Below are 24217 nucleotides of genomic sequence, written 5' to 3'. Positions count from 1 at the left end.
GTCTTTTCTATTGGTTATTTATTATAAATAATATCCGACACTCCTCTTTTATTCTCTTTCAGTGTTATCTCGCTCACGATCTTTCAAAGACCCTTATTTACGCGCTAAAGAATATTAGCTAGTGTTTTTCCGCCTATTAAGAAATGTGTCTTTTTTTTAAAGGTTGATGTCCTTTATTGAGTGGATGATAAAACATTCATCACCGTTATACAAATGCGCGTGAAATCTCTTTTGGGATTTCCAGGTAGTTATTTATTTCAAGGAAAGTAAATAATGAAGAAATCGACACTAGCTATTGCTATTGGATTATTATTAGTGGCCAATACCGGTTTCGCTAAAACAACGAAGATGACGTTGGAACAGCGACTGGAACAGTTAGAATCTCGTCTGGAAGCCGCAGAAAGCCGCGCCGATCGGGCTGAACAAAAAGTTCAGGACCTGCAGGTGCAGCAGGCAGCAGAGATTAAAGAAATTAAGACAGCGCAGGGTAATACGCCGGTAAACGGCCAGACCCCTGTGGAAGAGACGAAGAAAAACGCCACAATGCCCAATCTTCAGCTGACCGGGTATGGCGACCTGAAAATCTACGGCGATGTGGAATTCAACATGGATGGCGAGAGCCGCCGCGGCACGCTGACCAAGCTCAATGAAGATAAATCTATCGGGACGTGGGATATGGATGGCCGTATCCTGATCGGTTTTGACGGCATGCGGAAGCTGGATAACGGCCAATTCGCTGGCTTCTCCATCCAGCCGCTGGCTGATATGTACGGCAGCATGAACCTCGATGATTCATACTTCCACTTCGGTGAAGAAAACGACTGGAAAATTAAGGTTGGTCGTTTTGAAGCCGCCGATATGTTCCCGCTCAACCAGGATACCTTCGTCGAGCATTCTGGTAATACCGCCAACGACCTGTACACCGACGGTCAGGGCTATATCTATATGATGAAAGAAGGCCGCGGTCGTTCCGATGCGGGCGGCAACTTCCTGATGAGCAAGCAGGTTGATAACTGGTACTTCGAACTGAACTCGTTGATTGAAGACGGTACTACCCTGTTTGCCGACGGTGATAACGTCCAGACGGATGGCCGCACCTATCATGGTCGTAAGATGGAAAACGATAAAAACGTGGTCTATCTGCGCCCGGTCGTGAACTGGAAACCGACGTCCGAGCTCTCGTTCTCTGCGGCGATGGAATCGAACGTGGTCAACAATGCTTACGGTTATACCAACAGCAAAGGCGAGTTTGTCGATCAGTCTGATCGTACCGGTTATGGTTTAACCATGACCTGGGATAATACCAAAACTGATCCCGATAATGGCGTTATCTTTAACCTGAATACCGCCTATTTAGATGCGAATAATGAAGACGATTTTACTGCGGCCACTAATATCTGGTGGAAGAACTTTGAAGTCGGTTATATTTATGCGCATAACAAGATTAGCGACTTTAATGGCGTAGTCTGCGATAACGACTGCATTATTCAGGAAGAGGGTACCTACGATATTCATACCGTTCATGCTTCCTACTGGATTAAAAACGTAATGAATATGCAGAACTTTAATATTTATCTGGGTACCTATTACTCTAAAATCCAGAGTGATGAGAAGATTTCCTCAGACGACGATCGTTACGGCGCGCGCGTTCGCTTCAAATACTACTTCTAAAACAACAAAGGCCTCTGGAAACAGGGGCCTTTCTCTTTTATACGGCATAATTTATTGTAGAACGGATAAGCACAGCGCCTTATCCGTCCTACGGGTAGGTCATCGAATTATGCCAGGTAAAACACTTCCTTCAGCTCTGCACTTACTGGGCTATTATCCGGATTAGACGGCATCACTTCGGTCATGTATTTCCACCAGCGCTGGCATACGTCGGTGTTGGCCACTGCATTCCAGCGTTCTTCAGACTCAATCTCCACGGTGGCGAACAACAGGTTGCGTGCTTGATCGAGATAAATCGCATAGTGGTGCGCGCCATGCGCTTTCAGCACGGCTTCCAGCTCCGGCCAGATAGGATTGTGGCGGCGCTGGTACTCTTCGTGTGCGTTGGCGTTCACCTGCATCACAAAGGCTTTACGGATCATAATGCCTCCAGGTACAGCTCGCGAACTTCATCGCGGCTGGCGGTACGCGGGTTGCAAGGCGCGCAAGGGTCAGCCAGCGCTTTATCCAGCCACCCTTCGATGTCTTCTTTGGTGACACCCAGTTTACTGAAACCTTCAGGAATGCCAACACGCGCGCTCAGCTGACGAATGGCGTTAATGGCTTCCATGCTGGCGGCTTCGTCGCTCATATTGCGGGTGTCGACCCCCATCGCTTGCGCGACGCGGGCAAAGCGCGCCACCGCGTTCGGACGGTTAAAGTTTTCGATGATCGGCAGCAGGATGGCGTTGCACACGCCGTGCGGTAGATTGTGGGTTGCGCCCGGCTGATGCGCCAGCGCATGTACCAGGCCCAGACCGGCACTGTTGAATGCCATCCCCGCCAGATACTGACCAAAGGCCATCTGCTCGCGCGCTTCCAGGTTATGACCGTCGTCGACGGCTTTCGGTAGCCACAGGGTGATCAGACGGATCGCTTCCAGCGCGTTGGCGTCGGTCAGCGGGTGCGCACCAACGGAAACATACGCTTCAACCGCGTGGGTCAGGGCATCCATACCGGTTGCTGCGGTGACCGAAGCCGGAATATCGAGCATCACGCTGGCATCGTCCACGGCGATGTCCGGAATAATATTCGAGTCGATAATAACTTCTTTCACCTGGCGGGCGGTGTCGATGATGACCGCGTTGCTGGTCATCTCGGCGGCGGTGCCGGCGGTAGTGTTGATTGCCACCAGGTGTACACCCGCGTTCAGCACCTTACCCACGCCTGAGTAGGCGGTAGATGGGCCTGGGTTAGCGGTCAGGATCTTAATCGCTTTCGCGGTGTCGATTGGGCTGCCGCCGCCGAAAGCGATGATGTAATCACAGGATTCCGCCTGGTACGCGGCATAACCTTTTTGCACCAGTTCTTCGGTCGGGTTGGGGAAAACCTCATCGAAAAGGTGGTAAGACATTTTATGCGTATCCAGCGCGGTAAACAGGCTGTCCAGCAGGCCCAGTTTCACCAGCTGCCCGTCGGTAACGATCAGCGCTTTGCCCCACTGTTTCCCGGCAACCAGGTTAACCATATCGGCAATTGCGCCCGCACCGTGCAGGCTGATTTTTGGCAGTGCTAACATAAAACTCATGGTGTTCTCCTTGATACCTATCTTGTTTAATTCCGTATTCCCTTCGGGGAGTAGCATGGTCTTTCAGGAAGGGAAGGTATGAGAGTGGCGCCACAATGGGCTAAAAACCTATCCCATTAGCTCTGCGTGAGACGGTTCTAAAGGGATAGGTTCTGATGCCTGACCTCGAGCGGCGAGGTCAGGCTATAGGCTTACTTGTACAGATTTAATGCGCTGGCCATCGGCGTTACGCCAAAGCGCTGGCCGAGGGCAATCAGTTCTTGCTGTGTGATGGTCTGCTTCATGCCGCCCATTGAGTACACCTTCACCAGCACTTCTGCGGATTTTTCGGCGGTATCAATCAGACCAAAAGTTTCATCGAGCGTTGGGCCGCTGCCAAAGACGCCGTGGAACGGCCACAGCACCAGAGAATGCTGACGCATTTCAACGGCGGTCGCCTGACCAATCTCATCGGTGCCCGGCACCATCCACGGCAGAATGCCAACGCCGTCCGGGAAGACCACCAGACACTCGGTGCTGCCTTCCCACAGTTTGCGGGTGATCAGCGCGCTGTCGTTTTCCAGCACGTAGGTCAGGGCGATCAGGTTGGTCGCGTGGCAGTGCATGATGACGCGATCTTTGCCGTCAGTCAGTTTGATACGTTCGCAGTGCGACAGGAAATGCGCAGGCAGTTCGGAGGTGGGCACCGCTTCGTGAGTTAGCCCCCACAAAATGTGGTAACCCGCACCGTCGCTATCCACTTTTACTACGCCGAGGTTAGCGGAGGGGTCGAGCTGCACGTTACGGAAGAATTTACCGGAACCGGTGACGATAAACGGCGTGTTCGCCAGCATTGGCATCGGTTGGCTCAGAGCGATATAGCGCGGCTCAGCGTGGAAATCAGCGGTGAATGGCGCGATATCCGCTTCGTCCAGACGCAGCGTCAGGTTGCCGCCGTTACGCTCGTCCCAGCCTTTTAACCAGGCGTCAGAGGTGGCTTTGATCATGCCCTGGACGAACCAGGAGTCGGTAATGTTCTGCATAGTCTTGTGGTTCCTGTTGTATCGGTGAGGTGTTTCCCCTCACCCTAGCCCTCTCCCCGCAGGGGAGAGGGGACTGTTCGGTGTTATCTGGAGAGGGTTAATTACCCACGCTTGCTCAGGATCTCTTTCTCATACTGACGCACGTTCTCCAGCCACTGGCTGCCCGCTGGCGTATCGTTACGCTGGCAGTACATTTCCCACACCGCCTGCCACGGCAGGCACTTCTGCTCTTCCAGCAGCGCCAGACGTGCGGTGTAGTCGCCTTCAGCTTCCAGCTTGCGCAGCTCGGCGGTTGGCTCCAGCAGCGCGCGCAGCAGGGCTTTCTTCATGTTGCGAGTCCCGATAACCCACGCCGCGATACGGTTGATGGAGGCATCGAAGAAATCGAGACCGATATGCACGCGATCAAACAGGTTGTGACGGATGATTTCGCTGGCAATGGCCTGGGTTTCGTCATCCAGCAGCACAACGTGGTCGCTATCCCAACGCACCGGGCGGCTGACGTGCAGCAGCAGGCGGGGTACATACAACATGGCGGCGGAGATTTTGTCGGAGATCACTTCAGTCGGGTGGAAGTGGCCGGCATCCAGACACAGCGCGGTCTGGCGGCTGGTGGCATAGCCCATATAGAACTCGTTGGAGCCCACGGTGTAGCTTTCTGCGCCGATACCGAACAGTTTGCTTTCCACGGCGTCAATGTGGTGCGCCGGATCCAGTTTCTCACTGATCACTTCATCCAGCGCGGCGGCCAGACGCTGGCGCGGCGCCAGACGGTCAACGGTGACGTCTTTCATGCCGTCCGGGATCCAGATGTTCATCACCGACGGTGTGCCCAACTGTTCGCCGAAATAAGCGGAAACGCGGCGGCTGGCCTTGCAGTGGTCAATCCAGAACTGGCGGATTTTCGGATCGGCGTGGGACAGGGTAAAGCCATCTGCGCTCAGCGGGTGTGAGAAGCAGGATGGGTTGAAGTCGAGACCCAGCTTGTGTTTTTTCGCCCACTCAACCCAGTTTTTGAAGTGCTCGGGTTTGATTTCATCACGCGCGACCGGCGTATCCGACTCGAGATAGATCGCGTGCAGGTTCAGACGTTTTGGCCCCGGAATCAGGCTTAACGCCTGCTCCAGATCGGCACGCAGTTCGCTGGCGTTACGCGCTTTGCCCGGATAGTTGCCGGTAGCCTGGATCCCACCCGTTAAGTTGCCCTCTGGGTTTTCAAAACCCGCGACGTCATCGCCCTGCCAGCAGTGCATGGATACCGGCAGGCGATCCAGCTGGCGCAACGCCTCTTCGACGTCGATACCGACGGCGGCATAGCGCTGTTTCGCGAGTTCCCAGGCTTGGTCAAGTTGAGTGGTCATGCGCAAAGCTCCTTTGTCTGTCGTTGTTGCTGAAACTGCGCAACGTAGCGGGCAATTTCATGGTCAGGATGAGGGGTGAAGGTGGTGAGACCGTAGTTATGGGTCACGACCTTGCGGAAATCATCGACGTTGGAAAGTTCGTCCAGCGCCATTAATTGGATGCCGATATTACCCAGCGTTGAGGCTTCGATTGGCCCCGCCACCACGGTGATGCCGCAGGCATCGGCGCACAGTTGGTTCAGCAGATGGTTCTGGCAGCCGCCGCCCACGATATGCAGTTGGCTAAATGGCTTGCCGCGTAGCTGCGCCAGCTCGTTGAGCACGTCGGCGTACAGCAGCGCGAGGCTGTCGAAAATGCAGCGCGCCAGCTCGGCGGCGTTGGCAGGCACCGGTTGTGCCGTTTCGCGGCAGGCAGCCTGAATTTCGGCGCTCATGTTGTGTGGGTTAATAAAGCGGTCGTCGTTGGGGTTGATCAGCCAGCGGCAGGCGGGCAGCTTCGCGGTATCCGCGATGAGCGTCGGCAGGTCACTCACGTTCTGCTCTTTCAGCACACGCTGTAGCAGCCACAAACCCATAATGTTTTTCAGCACCCGATAGCGGCCTTCGGCACCGCCCTCGTTAGTGATATTCGCGCGCTGCGCTTGCTCGCTGGTGTAAGGCGTTTTGCTCTCAAAGCCCATTAGCGACCAGGTGCCGGAAGAGAGGTAGGCGGCATCATGGCTTGCCAGCGGCGATGCAATCACCGCGCTGGCGGTGTCATGGCTGGCGACGGCAATGACCGGAATATTGTTACCCTGTGGGCAAACCCAATGACCAATCACGTTACCTGGATGCGTCGGCGTGCCAAACCAGGAGGCCGGTGCGCCGGTCCAGTTGAGCAGGTCTTCGTCCCAGCTATCGCTGTTGATATTCACCAACTGCGTGGTTGTGGCGTTGGTGTACTCCCAGTTCATCTTGCCGGTCAGACGGTAACTGAAATAGTCCGGGATCAGCAGCGCGTGAGCCGCCTGAGCGACCAGTTCCGGCTGTTGTTCAACCAGCGCGCGCAGCTGATATAGCGTATTGAACGGCAGGAACTGAATGCCGCTGCGGCGGTAAATATTGCTTTTACCTAACTGTTCCATCGCCATGGCCATCACGCCATCGGTGCGGCTGTCGCGATAGGCGACCGGCAGGCCGACACGCTGACCATTTTTATCCAGCAGCACGTAGTCAACGCCCCAGGTGTCGATACCGATGCTGTCGATACGGATGCCTTCATCGCACACCTTGTTAAGGCCGGTGCGGATTTCTGCTTCCAGGCTGTCGATGTTCCAGGTATCAAAACCATCCTGCTGATGCAGGCTGTTCGTGAAACGGTGGATTTCGCGCAGTGAAAGCAAACGCGACCGGGCATCGTAGCGCGCCAGCATTACGCGTCCGCTTGAAGCGCCTAAATCGACGGCCACACAATGGCGAAAAGTCATGGCAAAAGTCCTTCTGAGAGTCATTACCGCTCAGTCTAAAAAAAGGACACCGCCACTACCTTCTCGTTACTGACAGACGCTATTGGGCGCTGGCAAGAAAGCAAAGATGAACGTGAGAGAGTTCACAAATTCCTGCGATCATGCCGCTTTCAGGGGGTGTGATACTGACCGCATTTCCCGAACTTTCCGGCTGTTTCTTGAAAAAACGACCGGGTTTGCGCGCTTTGCTGTCAAAACGTCAAGGTGAGAACCCTCAGCGGATATTACTATCCTGATAACATTTCTCATCTGGTGGGCGTTGTTATGACCGTATTACACAGCGTGGATTTCTTCTCTTCCGGTAAGTTGCCTGTTGCGATCGAACCTCGACTTCCTCAGGCGGCTTTTCCTGAGCATCATCATGATTTTAATGAGATTGTTATTGTTGAGCACGGCACGGGTATTCATGTGTTCAATGGTCAGCCGCATACCATTTGTGGTGGCACCGTTTGCTTCGTGCGCGACGTCGATCGCCATCTGTATGAACATACCGACAATCTCTGTCTGACAAACGTGTTATATCGTGCCCCGGATGCTTTCCAGTTCTTGTCAGGTCTGAACAAACTGCTGCCGCAGGAACTCGATGGCCACTATCCTTCCCACTGGCGTGTTAACCAGAGTACGTTACAGCAGGTGCGAGCGATTGTGGGTCAGATGGAAGAAGCCAATGACAGTACCGATATGATGTCGCTGGCCAACCGAGAAATTCTGTTTATGCAACTACTGGTCTTGTTACGTAAAGGTAGCCAGGTGCAAGGCGCTATCGATAACGATGCCCGACTAAACCAGTTGATGGCGTGGCTGGAAGATCACTTTGCTGAGGACGTATGTTGGGAAGGGTTGGCCGAGCAGTTCTCGCTATCGCTACGTACGCTGCACCGCCAGTTGAAGCACTGTACCGGCCTGACGCCGCAGCGTTATCTGAACCGTCTGCGGCTGATTAAAGCGCGGCACCTGCTGCGCCACAGCGATGAAAGCGTGACCGATATTGCTTACCACTGCGGGTTTGGTGACAGTAACCACTTCTCCACGCTGTTCCGTCGCGAATTTAACTGGTCGCCGCGCGATATCCGCCAGGGCCGGGATACGCTGCTTCAGTAACGCGAAGGCAATCACCGTTTTTTACCGCAAAACGGCTAATAATAGTGAGTTGTTAGTCGTTGAGGTATCAGCGTGTCAGGCCAGTTAATCCTTCGAAAAGACGAGTTTTTCGCCAGTTCCGCACAGGCCGTTGCGGTGGCGGATCGTTATCCGCAAAACGTTTTTGCTGAGCATACCCACGAATTTTGCGAGCTGGTGCTGGTCTGGCGCGGCAACGGCCTGCATATCCTCAATGACCGTCCCTACCGTATTACCCGTGGCGATCTGTTCTATATTCGTGCCGAAGATAAACACTCCTACGCTTCGGTTAACGATTTGGTTTTGCAGAATATTATCTATTGCCCCGAACGTCTGAAGCTTAATCTCGACTGGGTCAGCCATATTCCTGGATTGCGCGGTTCGCCCTGGGTGCCACACTGGCGCATTGGCAGTACCGGAATGACACAGGCGCGGCAGATTATGACCCAGCTCGAGCACGAGAGCCGCAAAGAAGACGCGCTGGCGAACCAGATGTCTGAACTGCTGTTTGCCCAACTGGTGGTGTGCCTGAAACGTTATCGTTACGCGACGGATAATCTGGCGGCAACGCAAAGCGAAGCGTTGCTGGATAAACTGCTCACCGCGCTGGCGGGCAGCCTGAACCGGCCTTTCGTATTGGATTCCTTCTGTGAGCAACAGGGATGCAGCGAGCGAGCGCTACGCCAGCAGTTCCGCACCCAGACCGGAATGACTGTAAACCATTACCTGCGCCAGCTGCGCATTTGCCACGCGCAATATCTGTTGCAGCACACTGAGCTGCTGATTGGTGAAGTGGCGATGCGCTGTGGGTTTGAGGACAGCAACTATTTTTCCGTGGTGTTCAACCGCGAGATTGGCATGACGCCGGGGCAGTGGCGTCAGCGCAGTCGTATCCCCGTCAATTAACCTGAATGCCGCGTGTTATCAGGGGCATAACAAATTGTTATAACCTTATAAAAACTACGGCATTGATAATCATTTTCAATATCATTTAATTAACTATAATGAACCAACTGATTACGCGGCGTTTACAGGTTTGCCGCCCGACAATAATGGAGATGATTATGAGCTATACCCTGCCGTCACTGCCTTATGCGTACGATGCCCTGGAACCGCACTTCGACAAACAGACGATGGAAATCCATCACAGCAAACACCACCAGGCTTACGTGAACAACGCTAACGCAGCGCTGGAGAGCCTGCCGGAGTTCGCTTCTCTGTCTGCTGAAGAACTGATCGCGAAACTGGATCAGCTGCCGGCGGATAAGAAAACCGTTCTGCGTAACAACGCCGGCGGCCACGCTAACCACAGCTTCTTCTGGAAAGGCCTGAAAAAAGGCACCACCCTGCAGGGTGATCTGAAAGCAGCTATCGAGCGTGACTTCGGTTCCGTTGACAACTTCAAAGCTGAATTCGAAAAAGCAGCAGCAACCCGTTTCGGCTCCGGCTGGGCGTGGCTGGTACTGAAAGGCGACAAACTGGCTGTGGTTTCTACCGCTAACCAGGATTCCCCGCTGATGGGTGAAGCCATTTCCGGCGCTTCCGGCTTCCCGATCGTGGGCCTGGACGTATGGGAACACGCTTACTACCTGAAATTCCAGAACCGCCGCCCGGACTACATCAAAGAGTTCTGGAACGTGGTGAACTGGGACGAAGCAGCAGCGCGTTTCGCCGCTAAAAAATAATTTGCATTGCACGTCTGTAGAAGCGAGTCTGATGACTCGCTTTTTTTGTATCCGCGTAAGGAGCAGCAGATGCATTATCCGGTTGACGTGTTTATTGGCAAAATTCGTGATTATGACGGCAGCCGCCCGAGCGCTATCGCCAAGGTGCAAATCGACGGCGAGCTGGAACTGACCGAGCTGGGACTGCTTGGCGATGAGCAGGCCGAAAAGAAAATCCACGGCGGCCCCGACCGCGCGCTGTGCCACTATCCCCGCGAACACTATGCCGAGCTGATTCGTGAATTCCCCGAACAGGCCGAGCTGTTCTGCGCCCCCGCTTTTGGTGAAAATCTTTCGACGGAAGGCATGACCGAACACAACGTGTTTATCGGCGATATTTATCGCTGGGGTGAGACGTTGATTCAGGTCACCCAGCCCCGCTCTCCGTGTTTTAAGCTCAATTTCCATTTTGCTATCAGCGATATGGCGTCACTGATGCAAAACAGCGGCAAGGTCGGCTGGCTGTATCGGGTGATTGCGCCGGGTAAGGTGTCCACTGACGCTCCGCTGGAGCTAGTGTCGCGTCTGAGCGATGTTTCGGTGTATGACGCTGCCGCCATTGCCTGGCATCTGCCTTTTGATGATGACCAGTATCATCGCCTGCTGAGCGCAGCCGGATTGTCAGTTAGCTGGAGCAGAACCATGCAGAAGCGTCGTCTGAGCGGCAAGATTGAAGATAACAGCCGAAGATTGTGGGGCAAGTAGTCCTGATAAGCGTAACGCCATCAGGCGGTCAAACGCACAGGACCAAAAAAATCGGCCTGCATATGCAGGCCGATGGTTTCTAGGTTCGCTTGTACAGCGGTAACCACAGCGTGAGCCGCAAGCCGCCGAGCGGGCTGTCATCAGCCTTCACCCAGCCGCGGTGCTGCTGCATGGCGCTTTCAACAATCGCCAGCCCCAGCCCCGTACCACCAGACTCACGGTCGCGCGCTTCATCGGTACGGTAGAACGGGCGGAAAATCTGCTCGCGATCTTCCGGGCTTACGCCTGGGCCATCGTCGTCCACGTGAACGGTAACGCCGTCTTTATCCACCGAGAAGCTCACGGCGATTTTCGTGTGCGAGTAGCGCAACGCGTTACGGACGATGTTCTCCAGCGCGCTTTCCAGCGCGTTCGGGTTGCCGTACAACGGCCACGGCCCCGGCGGATAGTCAACGTTGAACGTTTTACCCATCTGCTCGGCTTCGAACGCGGCGTTATCCAGCACCTCGCCCCACAGCTGATTCGCCTTCAGCGTCTCGCTCACCAGCGCGCTCTTCTGCTGATTTCGCGACATCACTAACATGTCGTTAATCATGCTATCCAGACGTTGCGCTTCTGTCTCAATACGCTCCAGCTCTTTGCTTTCACCGCTGCGGCGACGTAGCAGCGCCGTGCCCAGTTGCAGACGCGTTAACGGCGTGCGCAGCTCGTGGGAGATATCGGAAAGCAGACGCTGCTGGGAGGTCATCATCCGTTCCAGCGCCATCACCATCTGGTTAAAGCTGGCCCCTGCCGCCAGAAACTCCTGCGGCCCGGATTCCAGTTCGGGATGCTGGCGCAGGTTGCCCTGAGCGACTTCATCCGCGGCGTTTTTCAGCTTACGTGCCGGTTTTGCCAGGCTCCACGCCAGCCACAACAGCAGCGGCGCGCTGACCAACATGGTGACGATCAACAGCAACAGCGGCCGGTCGAACAGCAGGTTGATAAAGTCAGACTGTGAACTGCTGGCCGGACGGATTAAGTACAACTGATAGTTATCTTCACCGTCACGAATCGAAAATGGCCCGACTAACTCCACGCGCCCGTATTTCTTCTTCTGCGGATGGTCGGCGTTGTCCGACTGTCCGATAAAGTTACGGATAATCTGCATTTCGTTGCGTTCTGCGCCAATCACGCGGCCTTCGCTGGTGACCAGCAGCAGACGCTGGCCCGGCGGAGCCCATTTATCAATCGCGCGGAACAGCCGACGCCACCACATCAAATCGTTGGGGGGATCGTTGGCCAGCTCTTCTTCAACATGCTGTTCGATCATGATGCCCTGACGCTGCTCGCTATCCAGCAGTTCAGTCATCTGACGCGAGTCGAGCTTGGGTAACATCAAAACCAGCATCAACACCAGCGCCAGGGTTAACCAGAAGATGGCGAAGATGCGGGCGGTTAAACTTCCTATCATGAAGCGGAGACCATCAGGTAGCCGCGACCACGCAGGGTTTTAAACCACGGATGACCGTCTTTACGTTCCGGCAGCTTCCGACGCAGGTTGGAAATGTGCATGTCGATTGCGCGATCGAACGGCGTTAAGCGTTTGCCCAGCACTTCCTGGCTTAAATGTTCGCGCGACACCACCTGACCCAAATGCTGTGCCAGCAGATAGAGTAGGGTGAATTCGGTGCCGGTGAGCTCCAGGGTTTGGCCATCGAAGCTGGCTTCCTGGCGGCCAGGGTTCAGGCTCAGGGCGTCGACTTCTACGGTAGGCGAACTGGCATCGCTACTTTGCTGCTGTTCGCTCCAGTGCGAACGGCGCAAAATAGCGCGGATACGCGCGACCAGCTCACGGTCGTTAAAGGGTTTAGGTAAATAGTCATCTGCGCCCAGTTCAAGGCCCAGAACGCGATCCAGCTCGCTTCCGCGGGCGGTCAGCATAATGACGGGAGTCTGGTGTGTTTGTCGTAATTCTTTCAGCGTGTCGATTCCGTTCTTTTTCGGCATCATCACGTCGAGTAAAAGTAGGTCGATGCTGTCATCAAGAAGCGCAAGCGCCTGTTCGCCATCATGGGCAACCAGAACGTTAAAGCCTTCCATATCAAGCAGTTCCTTAAGTAAGGAAGTCAGCTCTCGGTCATCATCAACTAGTAAAATTTTATTCATATTTTCATCCCTCCGAGGCAGAAATTACGTCATCAGAGCCAGCTAATCCATGACTTTACGTTGTTTTACACCCCCTGACGCATGTTTTCAGCCTGAATCGTAAACTGTCTCTCGTTGAATCGCGACACAAAAGTTTTTGGGAGCATGTGATGCGCAATGTTATCGCTGCCGTCATGGCCTCAACGCTGGCATTCAGTGCACTAAGCCAGGCCGATGAAGTCGTCACCAGCGTTAACTGGCACCCAGCGGAAGATAATTCGCTGCGAAACGGCCAGGGTCATATGTTCGACGGTATTAGTTTAACCGAACATCAACGCCAGCAAATGCGCGATTTGATGCAACGGGCGCGACACGATCGCCCACCCGTTAATGTTAGCGAAGTGGAGGCAATGCATCGCCTTGTCACCGCAGAAAAATTTGATGAAGCCGCTGTGCGCGCCCAGGCCGAAAAAATGGCCGAGGAGCAGGTGAACCGCCAGGTTGAAATGGCGAAGGTTCGCAATCAGATGTATCGCCTGCTAACGCCAGAGCAGCAAGCGGCTTTAAATGAGAATCACCAGCAGCGAATGGAGCAGCTGCGTGACGTTGCACGGATGCAACAAGGTTCGAATGTGAATCTGTTTAGTAGCAATACCCGTAGCAACCAGTAACAACCCCTGTTTTTCCTTGCCATAGACACCATCCCTGTCTTCCCCCTCATGATGAGGGGGTTTTTTTTGCCCTAAATTCGACACGGTGCGCTGCATAAACATTCCGCTATACTACGCAGATCTGAAGTCAGGAGTGTTTATGAATCAATCTTATGGCCAGTTGGTCAGCCGCGCGGCAATTGCGGCAACGGTAATGGCCTCGCTGTTGCTGATCATTAAAATTTTTGCATGGTGGTTTACCGGTTCGGTCAGTATTCTGGCGGCGCTGGTGGACTCACTGGTGGATATTGCTGCCTCGCTGACCAACCTATTGGTAGTGCGTTACTCACTGCAACCGGCTGATGAAGAGCACACATTTGGTCATGGGAAAGCAGAATCGCTGGCGGCGCTGGCGCAAAGTATGTTTATCTCCGGTTCCGCACTGTTCCTGTTTTTGACCGGTATTGAACATCTGGTTCGCCCTACGCCGATGAGCCAGCCGGGCATTGGCGTGGCGGTAACGGTTATTGCCTTAATCAGCACTCTGGTTCTGGTGACGTTTCAGCGCTGGGTGGTGCGAAAAACCCAAAGCCAGGCCGTTCGGGCGGATATGCTTCATTATCAGTCTGATGTTATGATGAACAGCGCAATTCTTGTTGCACTCGGTCTCTCCTGGTACGGTTGGCATCGTGCCGATGCGCTGTTTGCATTAGGAATTGGCATCTATATTCTATATAGCGCGTTACGTATGGGGTACGAAGCGGTTCAGTCGCTACTGGATCGCGCGCTACCCGATGAAGAACGCCAGGAAATTATCGACATCGTGACCGCCTGGCCGGGCGTAAGCGGTGCTCACGATCTCCGTACGCGGCAGTCAGGGCCGACCCGCTTTATTCAGATCCATCTGGAAATGGAAGATAACCTGCCGCTGGTTCAGGCGCATCACGTTGCCGACCAGGTGGAGCAGGCGATTTTGCATCGCTTTCCCGGTTCCGACGTGATTATTCACCAGGATCCATGCTCTGTTGTCCCGCAAGGCAATAGCGGCATTTGAACTTTCGCAGTGGTTGTACAAAGTGTGAGCTAAATCGGCATTATTTGTATAAATAACCGCCGCTTAGCCTGACCTGAATCAATTCAGCAAGAAGCGCTTGATATACTATCTCTACATAGAGTCGTTCTCTCCCCCAACAGTGGGAGCGCTTCGGGCAGAAGAATTAATTTTTAGCATTCCTAAGTTCAGAGGTAGTCATGATTAAGAAAATCGGTGTGTTGACAAGTGGCGGTGATGCGCCAGGCATGAACGCCGCGATTCGCGGCGTGGTGCGCGCGGCGTTGACGGAAGGCCTGGAAGTGATGGGCATTTACGACGGTTATCTGGGCCTGTATGAAGACCGCATGGTCCCGCTTGACCGTTACAGCGTGTCCGACATGATCAACCGTGGCGGTACCTTCCTGGGCTCCGCGCGCTTCCCGGAATTCCGCGACGAAAACGTTCGCAACGTGGCTATCGAAAACCTGAAAAAACGCGGCATTGATGCGCTGGTGGTTATCGGCGGCGACGGTTCCTACATGGGTGCTATGCGTCTGACCGAAATGGGCTTCCCGTGCATCGGTCTGCCGGGCACCATCGACAACGATATCAAAGGCACTGACTACACCATTGGCTTCTTCACCGCGCTGAGCACCGTGGTAGAAGCGATTGACCGTCTGCGTGACACCTCTTCTTCTCACCAGCGTATCTCCGTTGTTGAAGTGATGGGCCGCTACTGCGGTGACCTGACGCTGGCGGCAGCTATTGCAGGCGGCTGCGAGTTTATCGTGGTGCCGGAAATCGAATTCAAACGTGACGACCTGGTTGCGGAAATCAAAGCGGGCATCGCAAAAGGTAAGAAACACGCGATCGTCGCGATTACCGAACACATGTGCGATGTTGACGAACTGGCGCACTTTATCGAAGCAGAAACGGGCCGTGAAACCCGTGCGACCGTTCTGGGTCACATCCAGCGTGGCGGCTCCCCGGTGCCTTATGACCGTATCCTGGCATCCCGTATGGGCGCGTATGCCATTGAACTGCTGCAGCAGGGCTTCGGTGGCCGTTGCGTCGGTATTCAGAACGAAAAACTGGTTCACCATGACATCATCGACGCGATCGAAAACATGAAGCGTCCGTTCAAAGGTGACTGGCTGGAATGCGCTAAGCAGCTGTACTGATTCACGTTTGCCCGGAAACGGGCAGATTTGAGCGAAAAAAAAGCCTTCTCGATGAGAAGGCTTTTTTACAGGTTCAGGGCGCTTATTCAATATCCAGCGCATCTTCCGACAGGATGATGCCGGTGTTATCGGCATACAGATGGTCGCCGGAGAAGAAGGTGACACCACCGAAATTAACGCGTACGTCGCTTTCGCCGATGCCTTCGCCCGCCGCGCCGACCGGAATCGCCGCGATGGCCTGGATGCCGATATCCAGTTCTTCTAAATCATCGACCTGACGCACCGCGCCGTACACCACAATGCCTTCCCACTCGTTCTGAGCGGCCAGGCGGGCGAGATCGGCATCAATGAGCGCGCGGCGGACAGAACCGCCGCCGTCGACCAGCAGAATGCGGCCACGACCGTTCTGTTCGAGCAGATCGTACAGCAACCCGTTATCCTCGAAACATTTCACGGTGATGATTTGCCCACCGAACGACAGCCGCCCGCCAAAGTTAGAGAACAGGGGTTCTACTACGTTGACATCTTCCTGGTAGATGTCGCAAAGCTCGGAAGTATCGTATTTCATAGGATTAACGCTCAGTTGCTGCGAGTGATTTTAGTATATCGCGCTCTACGCATTGTTGGCAAAATCATCAATTGTTAATTGATATTTGTCAGTTAAGCGAACGTCTTGCTGAGCACAATTCCAATGACGAACAGTAGGTTAGTCAACAGCGCCCCTTTGACCGTCCGTTCCAGCATGGGCGGCATTGCCTGCGGCGAGCGTTCACGCATCACGTAGCGAGCCTGTTTCACCAGCAGCGGAGCGCTGAGGATAAACAGCCAGCCCCACGGGCTATGCAGGGAAATCAGGTTGAACAGCGCCAGGCACACCAATGTGCCCATCAGCAGGCAAACGTGATAGCGACGGGCGTTGACGGGCCCCAAACGCACTGCCAGCGTGTTTTTACCGTTGTCGCGGTCGCTGTCGATATCGCGCAGATTGTTGATATTCAGCACCGCGGTGGCCAGCAGGCCGCAGGCGGTGGCTGGCAGAATAATCGCGCTGCTCAGGCTGTGCGTCTGTAAGTACCAGCTACCGATAACGCTCAACCAGCCGAAGAAGATGAGCACGGAAATATCGCCGAGGCCAATATAGCCATACGGGCGCGTGCCGACGGTATAGGTGATGGCGGCGATAATCGCCAACAGCCCCAGCACCAGGAAACCGATAAAATCACCGGTCGTCTGGGATGCGGTGAACAGCAGGGCCAAACCGGAGACGCAAATCAGCCCGACGGTGATAATCAGCGCGCGCTTCATCTGCTGCTGAGTAATCACCCCTTTTTGCATCCCGCGCAGCGGCCCGATGCGGTCCGGCTTGTCGCTGCCTTTCACCGCGTCGCCGTAGTCGTTAGCAAGGTTAGAGAGAATTTGCAGCAGGCTGGCGGTAATCAGCGACAGCACGGCGACGCCCGCGTCAAAGTGGCCCTGCCACCAGGCGAGGGTGGTGCCGACGATAATCGCCGCGCAGGCCAGAGGTAGCGTTTTGGGGCGCAGACTTTCCAGCCAGGCCTGAGTGCGGCTTACAGGTGTATTTGTCATTAGTAATCAGCCAATAAAAATGGGGCCTTTCAGCCCCATCAATTAAAGATGAACATGCAGTGAACGCGATTATAGGATAAAACGGCTCAGATCTTCATCTGCGACTAATGCATCCAGATGTTTACTCACGTATTCCGCATCAATTGTGATGCTCTGGCCATTGAGATCGCTGGCGTCGTAGGAGATATCTTCCATCAGGCGCTCAAGAACGGTATGCAGACGACGCGCACCGATGTTTTCGGTGGTTTCGTTAACCTGCCATGCCGCTTCGGCAATACGCTTGATACCCGACTCGGTGAACTCAATGTTCACGCCTTCGGTGGCCATCAGTGCTTTGTACTGCACGGTGACAGAGGCGTTTGGCTCGGTCAGAATGCGCTCGAAGTCCTGAGTGGTCAGGGCTTTCAGCTCAACGCGGATTGGCAGACGACCCTGCAGCTCCGGAATCAGGTCTGACGGGCTAGCCACCTGGAACGCGCCGGAAGCGATAAACAGAATGTGGTCGGTTTTCACCATCCCGTGCTTGGTGGAGACGGTGCAGCCTTCAACCAGCGGCAGCAGATCGCGCTGAACGCCTTCACGGGACACGTCCGGGCCGGAGGAGTTACCGCCGCGCTTACAGATTTTGTCGATCTCGTCGATAAACACGATGCCGTGCTGCTCAACCGCGTCGATCGCGTCCTGTTTCAGCTCTTCCGGGTTGACCAGTTTCGCCGCTTCTTCTTCAATCAACAGCTTCATCGCATCTTTGATTTTCAGCTTACGCGGTTTCTGCTTCTGGCCGCCCAGGTTCTGGAACATGGACTGCAGCTGGCTGGTCATCTCTTCCATGCCCGGAGGCGCCATGATTTCTACGCCCATCGGTGCCGCGGCGAGATCGATTTCAATCTCTTTGTCGTCCAGCTGGCCTTCGCGCAGCTTCTTGCGGAACGCCTGGCGCGCCGCGGACGGTTCAGATTGCTGTTCAGCCTGGCCCCAGTTGTTTTTGGCCGGCGGGATCAGCACGTCGAGAATACGTTCTTCGGCCATCTCTTCCGCGCGGTAGCGGTTTTTCTCAATCGACTGTACGCGCACCATCTTGATCGCCGAATCGGTCAGATCGCGGATGATGGAGTCAACTTCTTTACCCACATAGCCCACTTCGGTGAACTTGGTGGCTTCAACTTTGATGAACGGCGCGTTGGCGAGTTTGGCCAGACGACGGGCGATTTCGGTTTTACCGACGCCGGTTGGGCCGATCATCAGAATGTTTTTCGGCGTGACTTCGTGACGCAGCTCTTCGTCGAGCTGCATACGACGCCAGCGGTTACGTAAGGCAATCGCGACGGAACGCTTCGCTGCGTCCTGGCCGATAATGTGTTTGTCCAGTTCGCTGACAATTTCGCGTGGGGTCATTTCAGACATGGGAGATCCTTACGCCTTAGACGGTAATTCTTCAATGGTGTGGTTGTGGTTGGTATAGATGCAGATATCACCTGCAATATCCAACGCTTTCACCGCGATATCACGCGCGTTCATGTCGGTATTTTCCAACAGCGCACGGGCCGCGGCCTGGGCGTATGGGCCGCCAGAGCCGATGGCAATCAGGTCGTTTTCTGGCTGAATGACGTCGCCGTTACCGGTGATGATCAGCGAGGCGGTTTCATCAGCCACGGCCAGCAGCGCTTCGAGTTTGCGCAGCATGCGGTCGGTACGCCAGTCTTTCGCCAGTTCGACGGCGGCTTTCACCAGGTGGCCCTGGTGCATTTCCAGTTTACGTTCAAACAGTTCGAACAGCGTGAAGGCGTCCGCAGTACCGCCCGCAAAACCGGCGATCACTTTGTCGTTGTACAGACGGCGAACTTTTTTCACGTTGCCTTTCATGACGGTATTGCCCAGCGTGGCCTGACCATCCCCGGCAATGACGACGTTGCCGTTACGGCGAACACTTACTATTGTTGTCACGAGCAGACCCCTTTACCAATACGGATAGAGTAGCCCCGTACCGCGTACGGGGCAGAATGTAAGTATAGATGGGGGAGTTTTTGGGGGTTTCAACCCCCTGAAGCTAGCCTGATGCAGTTTCCGTGACCCGCCATCTTCAGACGGGCGATGGTGCTGTCGGCGTTATCCTTACCTTTCACCGGGCCGATGACCACGCGGTTCCAGCCGTTGTTGGTGGTGATCTTCGAGTCGAAGCCTTCAAACGCCAGCTGAGCGCGGACCGTTTCCGCCTGTTCGGCACCTTTGAAGGAACCACACTGGACCATCCAGCGGCGTTCATCTTTTTTCTCGCTCGCCTTCGGCGGCGTCGTTTCATGCGTTACCGGTGCAGCGGCCTGGGTTTTTGGCTGTGAAGCCGTGTGGGCCGGTGTTTGCAGCAGATCCTGATACGGCGAGTTCGACGCAACGGCTTTCGGCTGCTGCTGAGTCTGCGTTTGACGTGGCTGCTGTGCCGGCTGCGTGGTACGGGTTTGCGGCGCCTGCACCGGCTGCGTTTGCGTCCACTGCTGCTGCTGTGACTGCTGCTGCGCTTGCTGGGCAAGACGCTGGCGTTGCAGCGTTTGCTGGCGCTGTGCTGGCGTCTGCTCGTTCCACGGCACTTCGGTCAGCTGCGTGGGCTGCTGGCGCATATCCGCCTGCATTTGTGCCAGCAGCTGGCGTTGTTCGTCGGTCAGCTGATTCGGATTGATGACTTCCCCGCCCGCGGACGGTTCCGTTGGCGCACGCACGCCCGGCTGGCGGCTTTCCAGCTCTTTGATGTAGCGCCAGCGTTCTTCCGGCTTCGGCGGCAGGCCGTTACCGGTTATCTGGCGGCTTTGCAGGGATTCGGCGTCTTCTTTTTTATGATGCGTGATGAAGTACAAACCGCCGATAAAAGCGACCACTACCGCAGCAGCAATTGCCACCATGGCAGGAGAGACTGCCGGAAAGTTACTCTGCTTTTTCCGTGTATTCCGTGAAGCGCTGTTCTTGCGCCGCGAAGGTGCCTGCTGGCCGCGGCGTACATAGTCTCGTTGTGCCACTATCGTTTCGCTGTCTTTTTCCGTTAGTTAGCCCGACATGTTACTTAAGCGACGGGGCTTTGACCAGACAAGCAAGTCTTAAAGCGCCCGGCTTTACATCAAATTTTGCTTGTACTGCCGCGAACGATCAGTTCGCAGTCGAGTAGACGGGAACCACTATCAACAAACTGCCCGCTTAGCTGGTTTAGCAGCAGCAGCATGGCTTCACGGCCAATATCAAAACGCGGTTGAGAGACGGTGGTTAACGGTGGGTCGCAGAATTCGGCCAGCGAAATGTTATCGAAGCCGATAATGGACAGATCCTCCGGCACTTTCAGACCCTGGCGTTTGGCCCAGGAGAGCGCGCCCAGCGCCATAATATCGCTGTGACAGAATACGGCGGTTGGCGGCTTCGGCAGCGCCAGTAGCTGTTCCAGCGCGCTGGCGCCCGCTTCGTAGGTGAAGTTGCCGCGGGCAATGTAGTGAGGGTCAACGGTAATCCCGCTGCGGCGCAGCGCCTGAACGTATCCCTGCAGGCGGTAGTGGCACAGCGGCATCTCTTCCGGCCCGGCGATACAGCCGATACGCTGATGGCCCAGCTCGTGAAGATAGTTAACGGCGTCGAAGGCGGCAGTGAGGTTGTCGATGTGGACCGTTGGCAGGCCCAGCTCCGGCGCGAATTCGTTCGCCATCACCATTGGTGGCAGGTTGCGCTGTTCTTCAATGCTGGCGTCGAACGGTAGACGGGAGCCGAGCAGTAGCATGCCGTCAATCTGTTTGGTGATGATTAAATCGATGAAGGTTTTTTCCTGCTGATTCTGATGCGCGCAGTCGCCAATCAGCACCAGATAACCTTGCGCCGCCGCTGTCACCTCGATCCCGCGGATCACTTCGCTAAAGAAGGGATCGCAGATATCCGGAACAATCACCAGGATGGTGCGCGACTCATTGCGCTTCATATTACGGCCCTGCATTTGCGGAAGATACCCGACCTCCAGCGCCGCCTGCTCCACGCGATTACGCGTTGCCTGCGACACCTTCTCAGGGTTCATCAATGCACGGGATACGGTTGCCGTAGAGACGTTAGCCTGGAGGGCAACGTCTTTCATGGTTGCGGCAACAACCGGTTTTTTAGCCTTCACCTGATTCTCTCCTCACTGACTGGCGCAGGCACGTCCTTTGTGGCCTGACATCTGACACACTTTTATCAGATAGTTAGGGAGATCTGTTACAGAATTTTCATCAAAAGTGTGATGATTGTTTGATTTCACGATCCCGCTCGCAACTCTGAATTAACCTTCTATCGGGTCAACGTCGAGAACCCACTTCACTTTGCGGGATTCCGGGAGGGTGTTGATGAGCGCCAGCGTGCCGGTGACGATGTGTTGCAAACGCACGCGTGAGGGGTGTTGCAGGAGAATCTGCCAGCGATAGCGGCCGCCACGTTTGGGGGCCAGCGCAGGAACCGGGCCGAGCACCCACAGCTTATCGTCCGCCAGCGGGCTGGCCTGTATCAGGTTACGTAACTGCTGCAGGAACACTGGCGCCTGCTGGTTGTTATGATCTTCCGCGCGAATCAGGACATGGCTGGTGTATGGCGGCAGCTGCATCGTCTGGCGTTCGGCCAGCGCCTGTTCGGCGAAGGCGTTGTAGCCTTTATAGAGCAGCGTTTGCAGTAGCGGGTGGTCAGGGTGGTGAGTTTGCAGCACCACTTCGCCCTGTTTGCCCGCGCGTCCGGCGCGGCCAGAGACCTGGGTATACAGCTGGGCGAAGCGTTCCGCCGACCGGAAATCGGCGGAGAACAGCGCGCCATCGACGTCCAGTAGCGCAACCAGCGTGACGTCAGGGAAATGGTGCCCCTTTGCCAGCATCTGAGTGCCAATCAAAATACGCGCGCCGCCGCGGTGCACTTCAGCAAGATGTTGCTCAAGCGCCCCTTTACGGCTGGTGGTGTCGCGGTCTATACGCGACAACGGGACGCCGGGGAACATCGGCGCCAGTACCTGTTCCAGTTGCTCGGTACCCAGCCCGACCGGAACCAGGTGCGTTGAGCCGCAGGATGGGCACTGGCGCGGGATAGGACGCTGGCTGTCGCAATGGTGGCAACGCAAATGGTGCTGTGACTGGTGTAGCGTGTAGTAGCTGTCGCAGCGCGGGCATTCGGCAATCCAGCCGCAATCATGGCACAGTAACGTTGGCGCAAAACCACGGCGGTTGAGGAACAAAATCACCTGATTATCGGCCTGCAAATGTTGGCGCATGCGGTTGATCAGGGCGGGGGAGAGTCCGGCCTGCAACTGCTGGCCTTTGAGGTCGAGTACGTGCTGAGTCGCTGGGCGCGCGTTGCCCGCGCGGCGAGTTAAGCGCAGTAGACGGTATTTATGCTGGCGGACGTTAAGCAAGGTCTCCAGCGCCGGCGTTGCCGAGCCGAGGATAATGGGAATTTGCTCGCTGTGAGCGCGCCATACGGCGAGGTCACGGGCATGATAGCGCCAGCCTTCCTGCTGCTTGTATGAGCTATCGTGCTCCTCATCAATGACGATCACGCCGAGATTTTTGAATGGCGTAAAGAGAGAGGAACGGGTGCCGATGACAATCGCCGCCTCGCCGCTTTTCGCCTTCAGCCAGGCGGCCAGCCGCTCGCTGTCGTTGAGCGCCGAGTGCAGGACTTCCACCGGGGCGTTAAACCGCTCGCGAAAGCGGGCGATGGTCTGCGGCGTCAGGCCGATTTCCGGCACCATGACCAGCGCCTGCTTGCCTTTGGCCAGCACGTTTTCCAGTACGCTGAGATACACCTCTGTTTTACCCGAGCCGGTGACGCCTTCCAGCAGCCACGCGGAGAATTCGTCGGAGGCGCTGTGAATAGCGCCAACCGCGGTGGCCTGCTCGGTATTCAAACGTAGGCGTTCGCCGGGGACGGAATAAGCGGAGCGCCAGTCGATAATTTCCGGCGCCAGGCTGCCCAGCTCACACAGCCCTTTGGTGCGCAGCGCCTGCATCGCGCTTTCATTAAATTCCAGCTCTGCCACCTGGTGACGCCAGATTTTTCCCTGACGCAGGGCCGCCAGCGCCTGTTGCTGTTTTGGGGAGCGCTTCAGGCTATTAATATCCACCGCTTGTCCCTGCTCGGTGGCAAACCAGAACCACTGCGGCGCGGCGCTGGCAGGTTTTCCCTGGCGTAGCATGATGGGCAGCGCGTGGAACAGAACGTCGCCAATCGGATGATGGTAGTACTCCGCGGCCCACAGCAGCAGACGCCACACCGAGGTTGAGAAAACCGATTCGTCGTCCAGCACGTCGATCACCGCTTTGAGCTCATCGCGCGGCAGTTCGCTGCTTTCGTTGACCGACACCACAATCCCCACGCGCTCTTGTTTACCAAACGGCACGCGCACGCGGCAGCCCGCTTTGGCGCTGAGGTTGTCAGGCAGCAGGTAGTCGAACGTGCGGGGCAGTGGAACAGGCAGGGCAACGTGAGCAACGGGCATGTTTTCTTCCTGACTTGAAATCTGGCGAGACAGTATACACATTGTAGGGGTGCGGATCAGTTTGCATCTGCTGGTCAAATTCTGTATGATTCGCCGCCTTTGGTGCATTTTGGCATCAGGAAACATACTATCAACATCGCGTGGTGTCTGGCGTTAGGGCTGGAAGAGCGACGCGGCCTTAACCGAGGTTTTCCCATGAAAAAAGATATTCACCCGAAATACGAAGAAATTACTGCAACCTGTTCTTGCGGTAACGTCATGCAGATCCGCTCTACCGTCGGTCACGACCTGAACCTGGACGTGTGCGGTAAATGCCACCCGTTCTATACTGGCAAGCAGCGTGATGTTGCTACCGGTGGCCGTGTTGACCGCTTCAACAAGCGTTTCAGCATCCCAGGCAGCAAGTAAGTTGCCAGGCAGAAAAAAGCGCCTCAGGGCGCTTTTTTTGTGTCCAAAAATCCCCTCCATCCTCTACGAAATTATGTGTCAGGCG

23 protein-coding genes are annotated in these 24217 nt (G+C 55.4%); 9 read left to right on the top strand and 14 right to left on the bottom strand.

The genetic code is table 11. From position 1 onward, the window contains the following. Window positions 1-273 precede the first annotated feature (273 nt). Window positions 274-1671 carry a carbohydrate porin gene (locus NNN71_RS15550; RefSeq protein WP_167577204.1) on the top strand — a complete coding sequence of 466 codons (1398 nt, stop codon included), beginning with the start codon at window positions 274-276 and terminating at the stop codon, window positions 1669-1671. A 107-nt stretch (window positions 1672-1778) separates the two neighbouring features. Here NNN71_RS15550 and rhaM read toward each other — a convergent pair whose 3' ends face one another. The 5 genes from rhaM to rhaB form a co-directional block, all read right to left on the bottom strand. Next, complete coding sequence (gene rhaM / locus NNN71_RS15545; RefSeq protein ID WP_163447335.1) at window positions 1779-2093, bottom strand: L-rhamnose mutarotase; 315 nt, start codon at window positions 2091-2093, stop codon at window positions 1779-1781. After that, window positions 2090-3238, bottom strand: coding sequence for a lactaldehyde reductase (fucO, locus tag NNN71_RS15540; protein WP_167577203.1), 1149 nt, complete (start codon window positions 3236-3238; stop codon window positions 2090-2092). Before fucO ends, rhaM begins: the two co-directional genes overlap by 4 nt. A 191-nt stretch (window positions 3239-3429) precedes the next feature. Further along, on the bottom strand, window positions 3430-4260 hold the full coding sequence (gene rhaD, locus NNN71_RS15535; RefSeq protein WP_064540441.1) for a rhamnulose-1-phosphate aldolase: 831 nt from the start codon (window positions 4258-4260) through the stop codon (window positions 3430-3432). A gap of 101 nt (window positions 4261-4361) precedes the next feature. Beyond that, window positions 4362-5621 (bottom strand): L-rhamnose isomerase, encoded by a 1260-nt coding sequence (rhaA, locus tag NNN71_RS15530; RefSeq protein ID WP_167577202.1) that lies wholly within the window; start codon window positions 5619-5621, stop codon window positions 4362-4364. Further along, window positions 5618-7087, bottom strand: coding sequence for a rhamnulokinase (gene rhaB / locus NNN71_RS15525; RefSeq protein WP_163447332.1), 1470 nt, complete (start codon window positions 7085-7087; stop codon window positions 5618-5620). The genes rhaA and rhaB overlap by 4 nt, the downstream gene beginning before the upstream one ends. Before the next feature lie 303 nt (window positions 7088-7390). On the opposite strand from rhaB, the gene rhaS reads away from it, so the two are divergent. From rhaS to yiiM, 4 genes are all read left to right on the top strand, one after another. Next, window positions 7391-8227: an HTH-type transcriptional activator RhaS gene (gene rhaS, locus NNN71_RS15520; RefSeq protein ID WP_163447331.1), complete on the top strand. Its 837-nt coding sequence runs from the start codon at window positions 7391-7393 to the stop codon at window positions 8225-8227. 72 nt (window positions 8228-8299) lie between these two features. Beyond that, complete coding sequence (gene rhaR, locus NNN71_RS15515) at window positions 8300-9151, top strand: HTH-type transcriptional activator RhaR (protein WP_271458857.1); 852 nt, start codon at window positions 8300-8302, stop codon at window positions 9149-9151. A 158-nt stretch (window positions 9152-9309) separates the two neighbouring features. Then, window positions 9310-9930 (top strand): superoxide dismutase [Mn], encoded by a 621-nt coding sequence (sodA, locus tag NNN71_RS15510; RefSeq protein WP_163447329.1) that lies wholly within the window; start codon window positions 9310-9312, stop codon window positions 9928-9930. A 6-nt stretch (window positions 9931-9936) separates the two neighbouring features. Then, entirely contained in the window at window positions 9937-10674 is a 738-nt protein-coding gene (gene yiiM, locus NNN71_RS15505; RefSeq protein WP_271447439.1) for a 6-hydroxyaminopurine reductase, read from the top strand. 79 nt (window positions 10675-10753) lie between these two features. Here the strand turns inward: yiiM and cpxA are convergent, their stop codons facing one another. Both cpxA and cpxR read right to left on the bottom strand, forming a co-directional pair. Continuing rightward, entirely contained in the window at window positions 10754-12127 is a 1374-nt protein-coding gene (gene cpxA / locus NNN71_RS15500; RefSeq protein WP_163447327.1) for an envelope stress sensor histidine kinase CpxA, read from the bottom strand. Continuing rightward, on the bottom strand, window positions 12124-12822 hold the full coding sequence (gene cpxR, locus NNN71_RS15495; protein WP_064540403.1) for an envelope stress response regulator transcription factor CpxR: 699 nt from the start codon (window positions 12820-12822) through the stop codon (window positions 12124-12126). The genes cpxA and cpxR overlap by 4 nt, the downstream gene beginning before the upstream one ends. 149 nt (window positions 12823-12971) lie before the next feature. Between cpxR and cpxP the strand changes: the two genes are divergently transcribed. From cpxP to pfkA, 3 genes are all read left to right on the top strand, one after another. Next, window positions 12972-13472: a cell-envelope stress modulator CpxP gene (gene cpxP, locus NNN71_RS15490; protein ID WP_163447326.1), complete on the top strand. Its 501-nt coding sequence runs from the start codon at window positions 12972-12974 to the stop codon at window positions 13470-13472. Between the two features lie 139 nt (window positions 13473-13611). Next, window positions 13612-14505: a CDF family cation-efflux transporter FieF gene (fieF, locus tag NNN71_RS15485; RefSeq protein WP_163447325.1), complete on the top strand. Its 894-nt coding sequence runs from the start codon at window positions 13612-13614 to the stop codon at window positions 14503-14505. Between the two features lie 197 nt (window positions 14506-14702). Beyond that, entirely contained in the window at window positions 14703-15665 is a 963-nt protein-coding gene (gene pfkA / locus NNN71_RS15480) for a 6-phosphofructokinase (RefSeq protein ID WP_064540394.1), read from the top strand. An 82-nt stretch (window positions 15666-15747) separates the two neighbouring features. On the opposite strand, the gene rraA is transcribed toward pfkA, so the two are convergent. From rraA to priA, 7 genes are all read right to left on the bottom strand, one after another. Continuing rightward, the gene (gene rraA / locus NNN71_RS15475) at window positions 15748-16233 is read right to left on the bottom strand and encodes a ribonuclease E activity regulator RraA (RefSeq protein ID WP_271458856.1); all 486 of its coding nucleotides are present in this window, start codon (window positions 16231-16233) and stop codon (window positions 15748-15750) included. A 92-nt stretch (window positions 16234-16325) separates the two neighbouring features. Next, on the bottom strand, window positions 16326-17252 hold the full coding sequence (gene menA / locus NNN71_RS15470; RefSeq protein ID WP_065357287.1) for a 1,4-dihydroxy-2-naphthoate polyprenyltransferase: 927 nt from the start codon (window positions 17250-17252) through the stop codon (window positions 16326-16328). A 69-nt stretch (window positions 17253-17321) separates the two neighbouring features. Further along, a complete protein-coding gene (gene hslU, locus NNN71_RS15465; RefSeq protein WP_065357286.1) occupies window positions 17322-18656 on the bottom strand; it encodes an HslU--HslV peptidase ATPase subunit in 1335 nt (444 codons plus the stop codon). Between the two features lie 9 nt (window positions 18657-18665). Further along, window positions 18666-19196 (bottom strand): ATP-dependent protease subunit HslV, encoded by a 531-nt coding sequence (gene hslV / locus NNN71_RS15460; protein WP_064540381.1) that lies wholly within the window; start codon window positions 19194-19196, stop codon window positions 18666-18668. Between the two features lie 89 nt (window positions 19197-19285). Next, window positions 19286-20257, bottom strand: a complete 972-nt coding sequence (gene ftsN, locus NNN71_RS15455; RefSeq protein WP_163447324.1) for a cell division protein FtsN — start codon at window positions 20255-20257, stop codon at window positions 19286-19288. A 98-nt stretch (window positions 20258-20355) separates the two neighbouring features. After that, window positions 20356-21378 (bottom strand): DNA-binding transcriptional regulator CytR, encoded by a 1023-nt coding sequence (gene cytR / locus NNN71_RS15450; protein ID WP_163447323.1) that lies wholly within the window; start codon window positions 21376-21378, stop codon window positions 20356-20358. Window positions 21379-21528: 150 nt separating this feature from the next. After that, window positions 21529-23724 carry a primosomal protein N' gene (gene priA / locus NNN71_RS15445; RefSeq protein ID WP_163447322.1) on the bottom strand — a complete coding sequence of 732 codons (2196 nt, stop codon included), beginning with the start codon at window positions 23722-23724 and terminating at the stop codon, window positions 21529-21531. A gap of 195 nt (window positions 23725-23919) precedes the next feature. On the opposite strand from priA, the gene rpmE reads away from it, so the two are divergent. Beyond that, window positions 23920-24132: a 50S ribosomal protein L31 gene (gene rpmE / locus NNN71_RS15440; protein WP_035892364.1), complete on the top strand. Its 213-nt coding sequence runs from the start codon at window positions 23920-23922 to the stop codon at window positions 24130-24132. The last annotated feature ends 85 nt before the right edge of the window (window positions 24133-24217 follow it).

Source organism: Kluyvera sp. Awk 3 (assembly GCF_028069715.1).
GTDB classification, from domain to species: Bacteria; Pseudomonadota; Gammaproteobacteria; order Enterobacterales; family Enterobacteriaceae; genus Kluyvera; species Kluyvera georgiana_A.
This window is presented reverse-complemented; position numbering and strand designations above follow the sequence as displayed.

Coding starts and splice junctions, on each gene's coding strand:
- NNN71_RS15550 (WP_167577204.1), top strand. CDS start 274: ATGAAGAAATCGACACTAGCTATTGCTATTGGATTATTATTAGTGGCC.
- rhaM (WP_163447335.1), bottom strand. CDS start 2,093: ATGATCCGTAAAGCCTTTGTGATGCAGGTGAACGCCAACGCACACGAA.
- fucO (WP_167577203.1), bottom strand. CDS start 3,238: ATGAGTTTTATGTTAGCACTGCCAAAAATCAGCCTGCACGGTGCGGGC.
- rhaD (WP_064540441.1), bottom strand. CDS start 4,260: ATGCAGAACATTACCGACTCCTGGTTCGTCCAGGGCATGATCAAAGCC.
- rhaA (WP_167577202.1), bottom strand. CDS start 5,621: ATGACCACTCAACTTGACCAAGCCTGGGAACTCGCGAAACAGCGCTAT.
- rhaB (WP_163447332.1), bottom strand. CDS start 7,087: ATGACTTTTCGCCATTGTGTGGCCGTCGATTTAGGCGCTTCAAGCGGA.
- rhaS (WP_163447331.1), top strand. CDS start 7,391: ATGACCGTATTACACAGCGTGGATTTCTTCTCTTCCGGTAAGTTGCCT.
- sodA (WP_163447329.1), top strand. CDS start 9,310: ATGAGCTATACCCTGCCGTCACTGCCTTATGCGTACGATGCCCTGGAA.
- cpxA (WP_163447327.1), bottom strand. CDS start 12,127: ATGATAGGAAGTTTAACCGCCCGCATCTTCGCCATCTTCTGGTTAACC.
- cpxR (WP_064540403.1), bottom strand. CDS start 12,822: ATGAATAAAATTTTACTAGTTGATGATGACCGAGAGCTGACTTCCTTA.
- cpxP (WP_163447326.1), top strand. CDS start 12,972: ATGCGCAATGTTATCGCTGCCGTCATGGCCTCAACGCTGGCATTCAGT.
- fieF (WP_163447325.1), top strand. CDS start 13,612: ATGAATCAATCTTATGGCCAGTTGGTCAGCCGCGCGGCAATTGCGGCA.
- pfkA (WP_064540394.1), top strand. CDS start 14,703: ATGATTAAGAAAATCGGTGTGTTGACAAGTGGCGGTGATGCGCCAGGC.
- rraA (WP_271458856.1), bottom strand. CDS start 16,233: ATGAAATACGATACTTCCGAGCTTTGCGACATCTACCAGGAAGATGTC.
- menA (WP_065357287.1), bottom strand. CDS start 17,252: ATGACAAATACACCTGTAAGCCGCACTCAGGCCTGGCTGGAAAGTCTG.
- hslU (WP_065357286.1), bottom strand. CDS start 18,656: ATGTCTGAAATGACCCCACGCGAAATTGTCAGCGAACTGGACAAACAC.
- priA (WP_163447322.1), bottom strand. CDS start 23,724: ATGCCCGTTGCTCACGTTGCCCTGCCTGTTCCACTGCCCCGCACGTTC.
- rpmE (WP_035892364.1), top strand. CDS start 23,920: ATGAAAAAAGATATTCACCCGAAATACGAAGAAATTACTGCAACCTGT.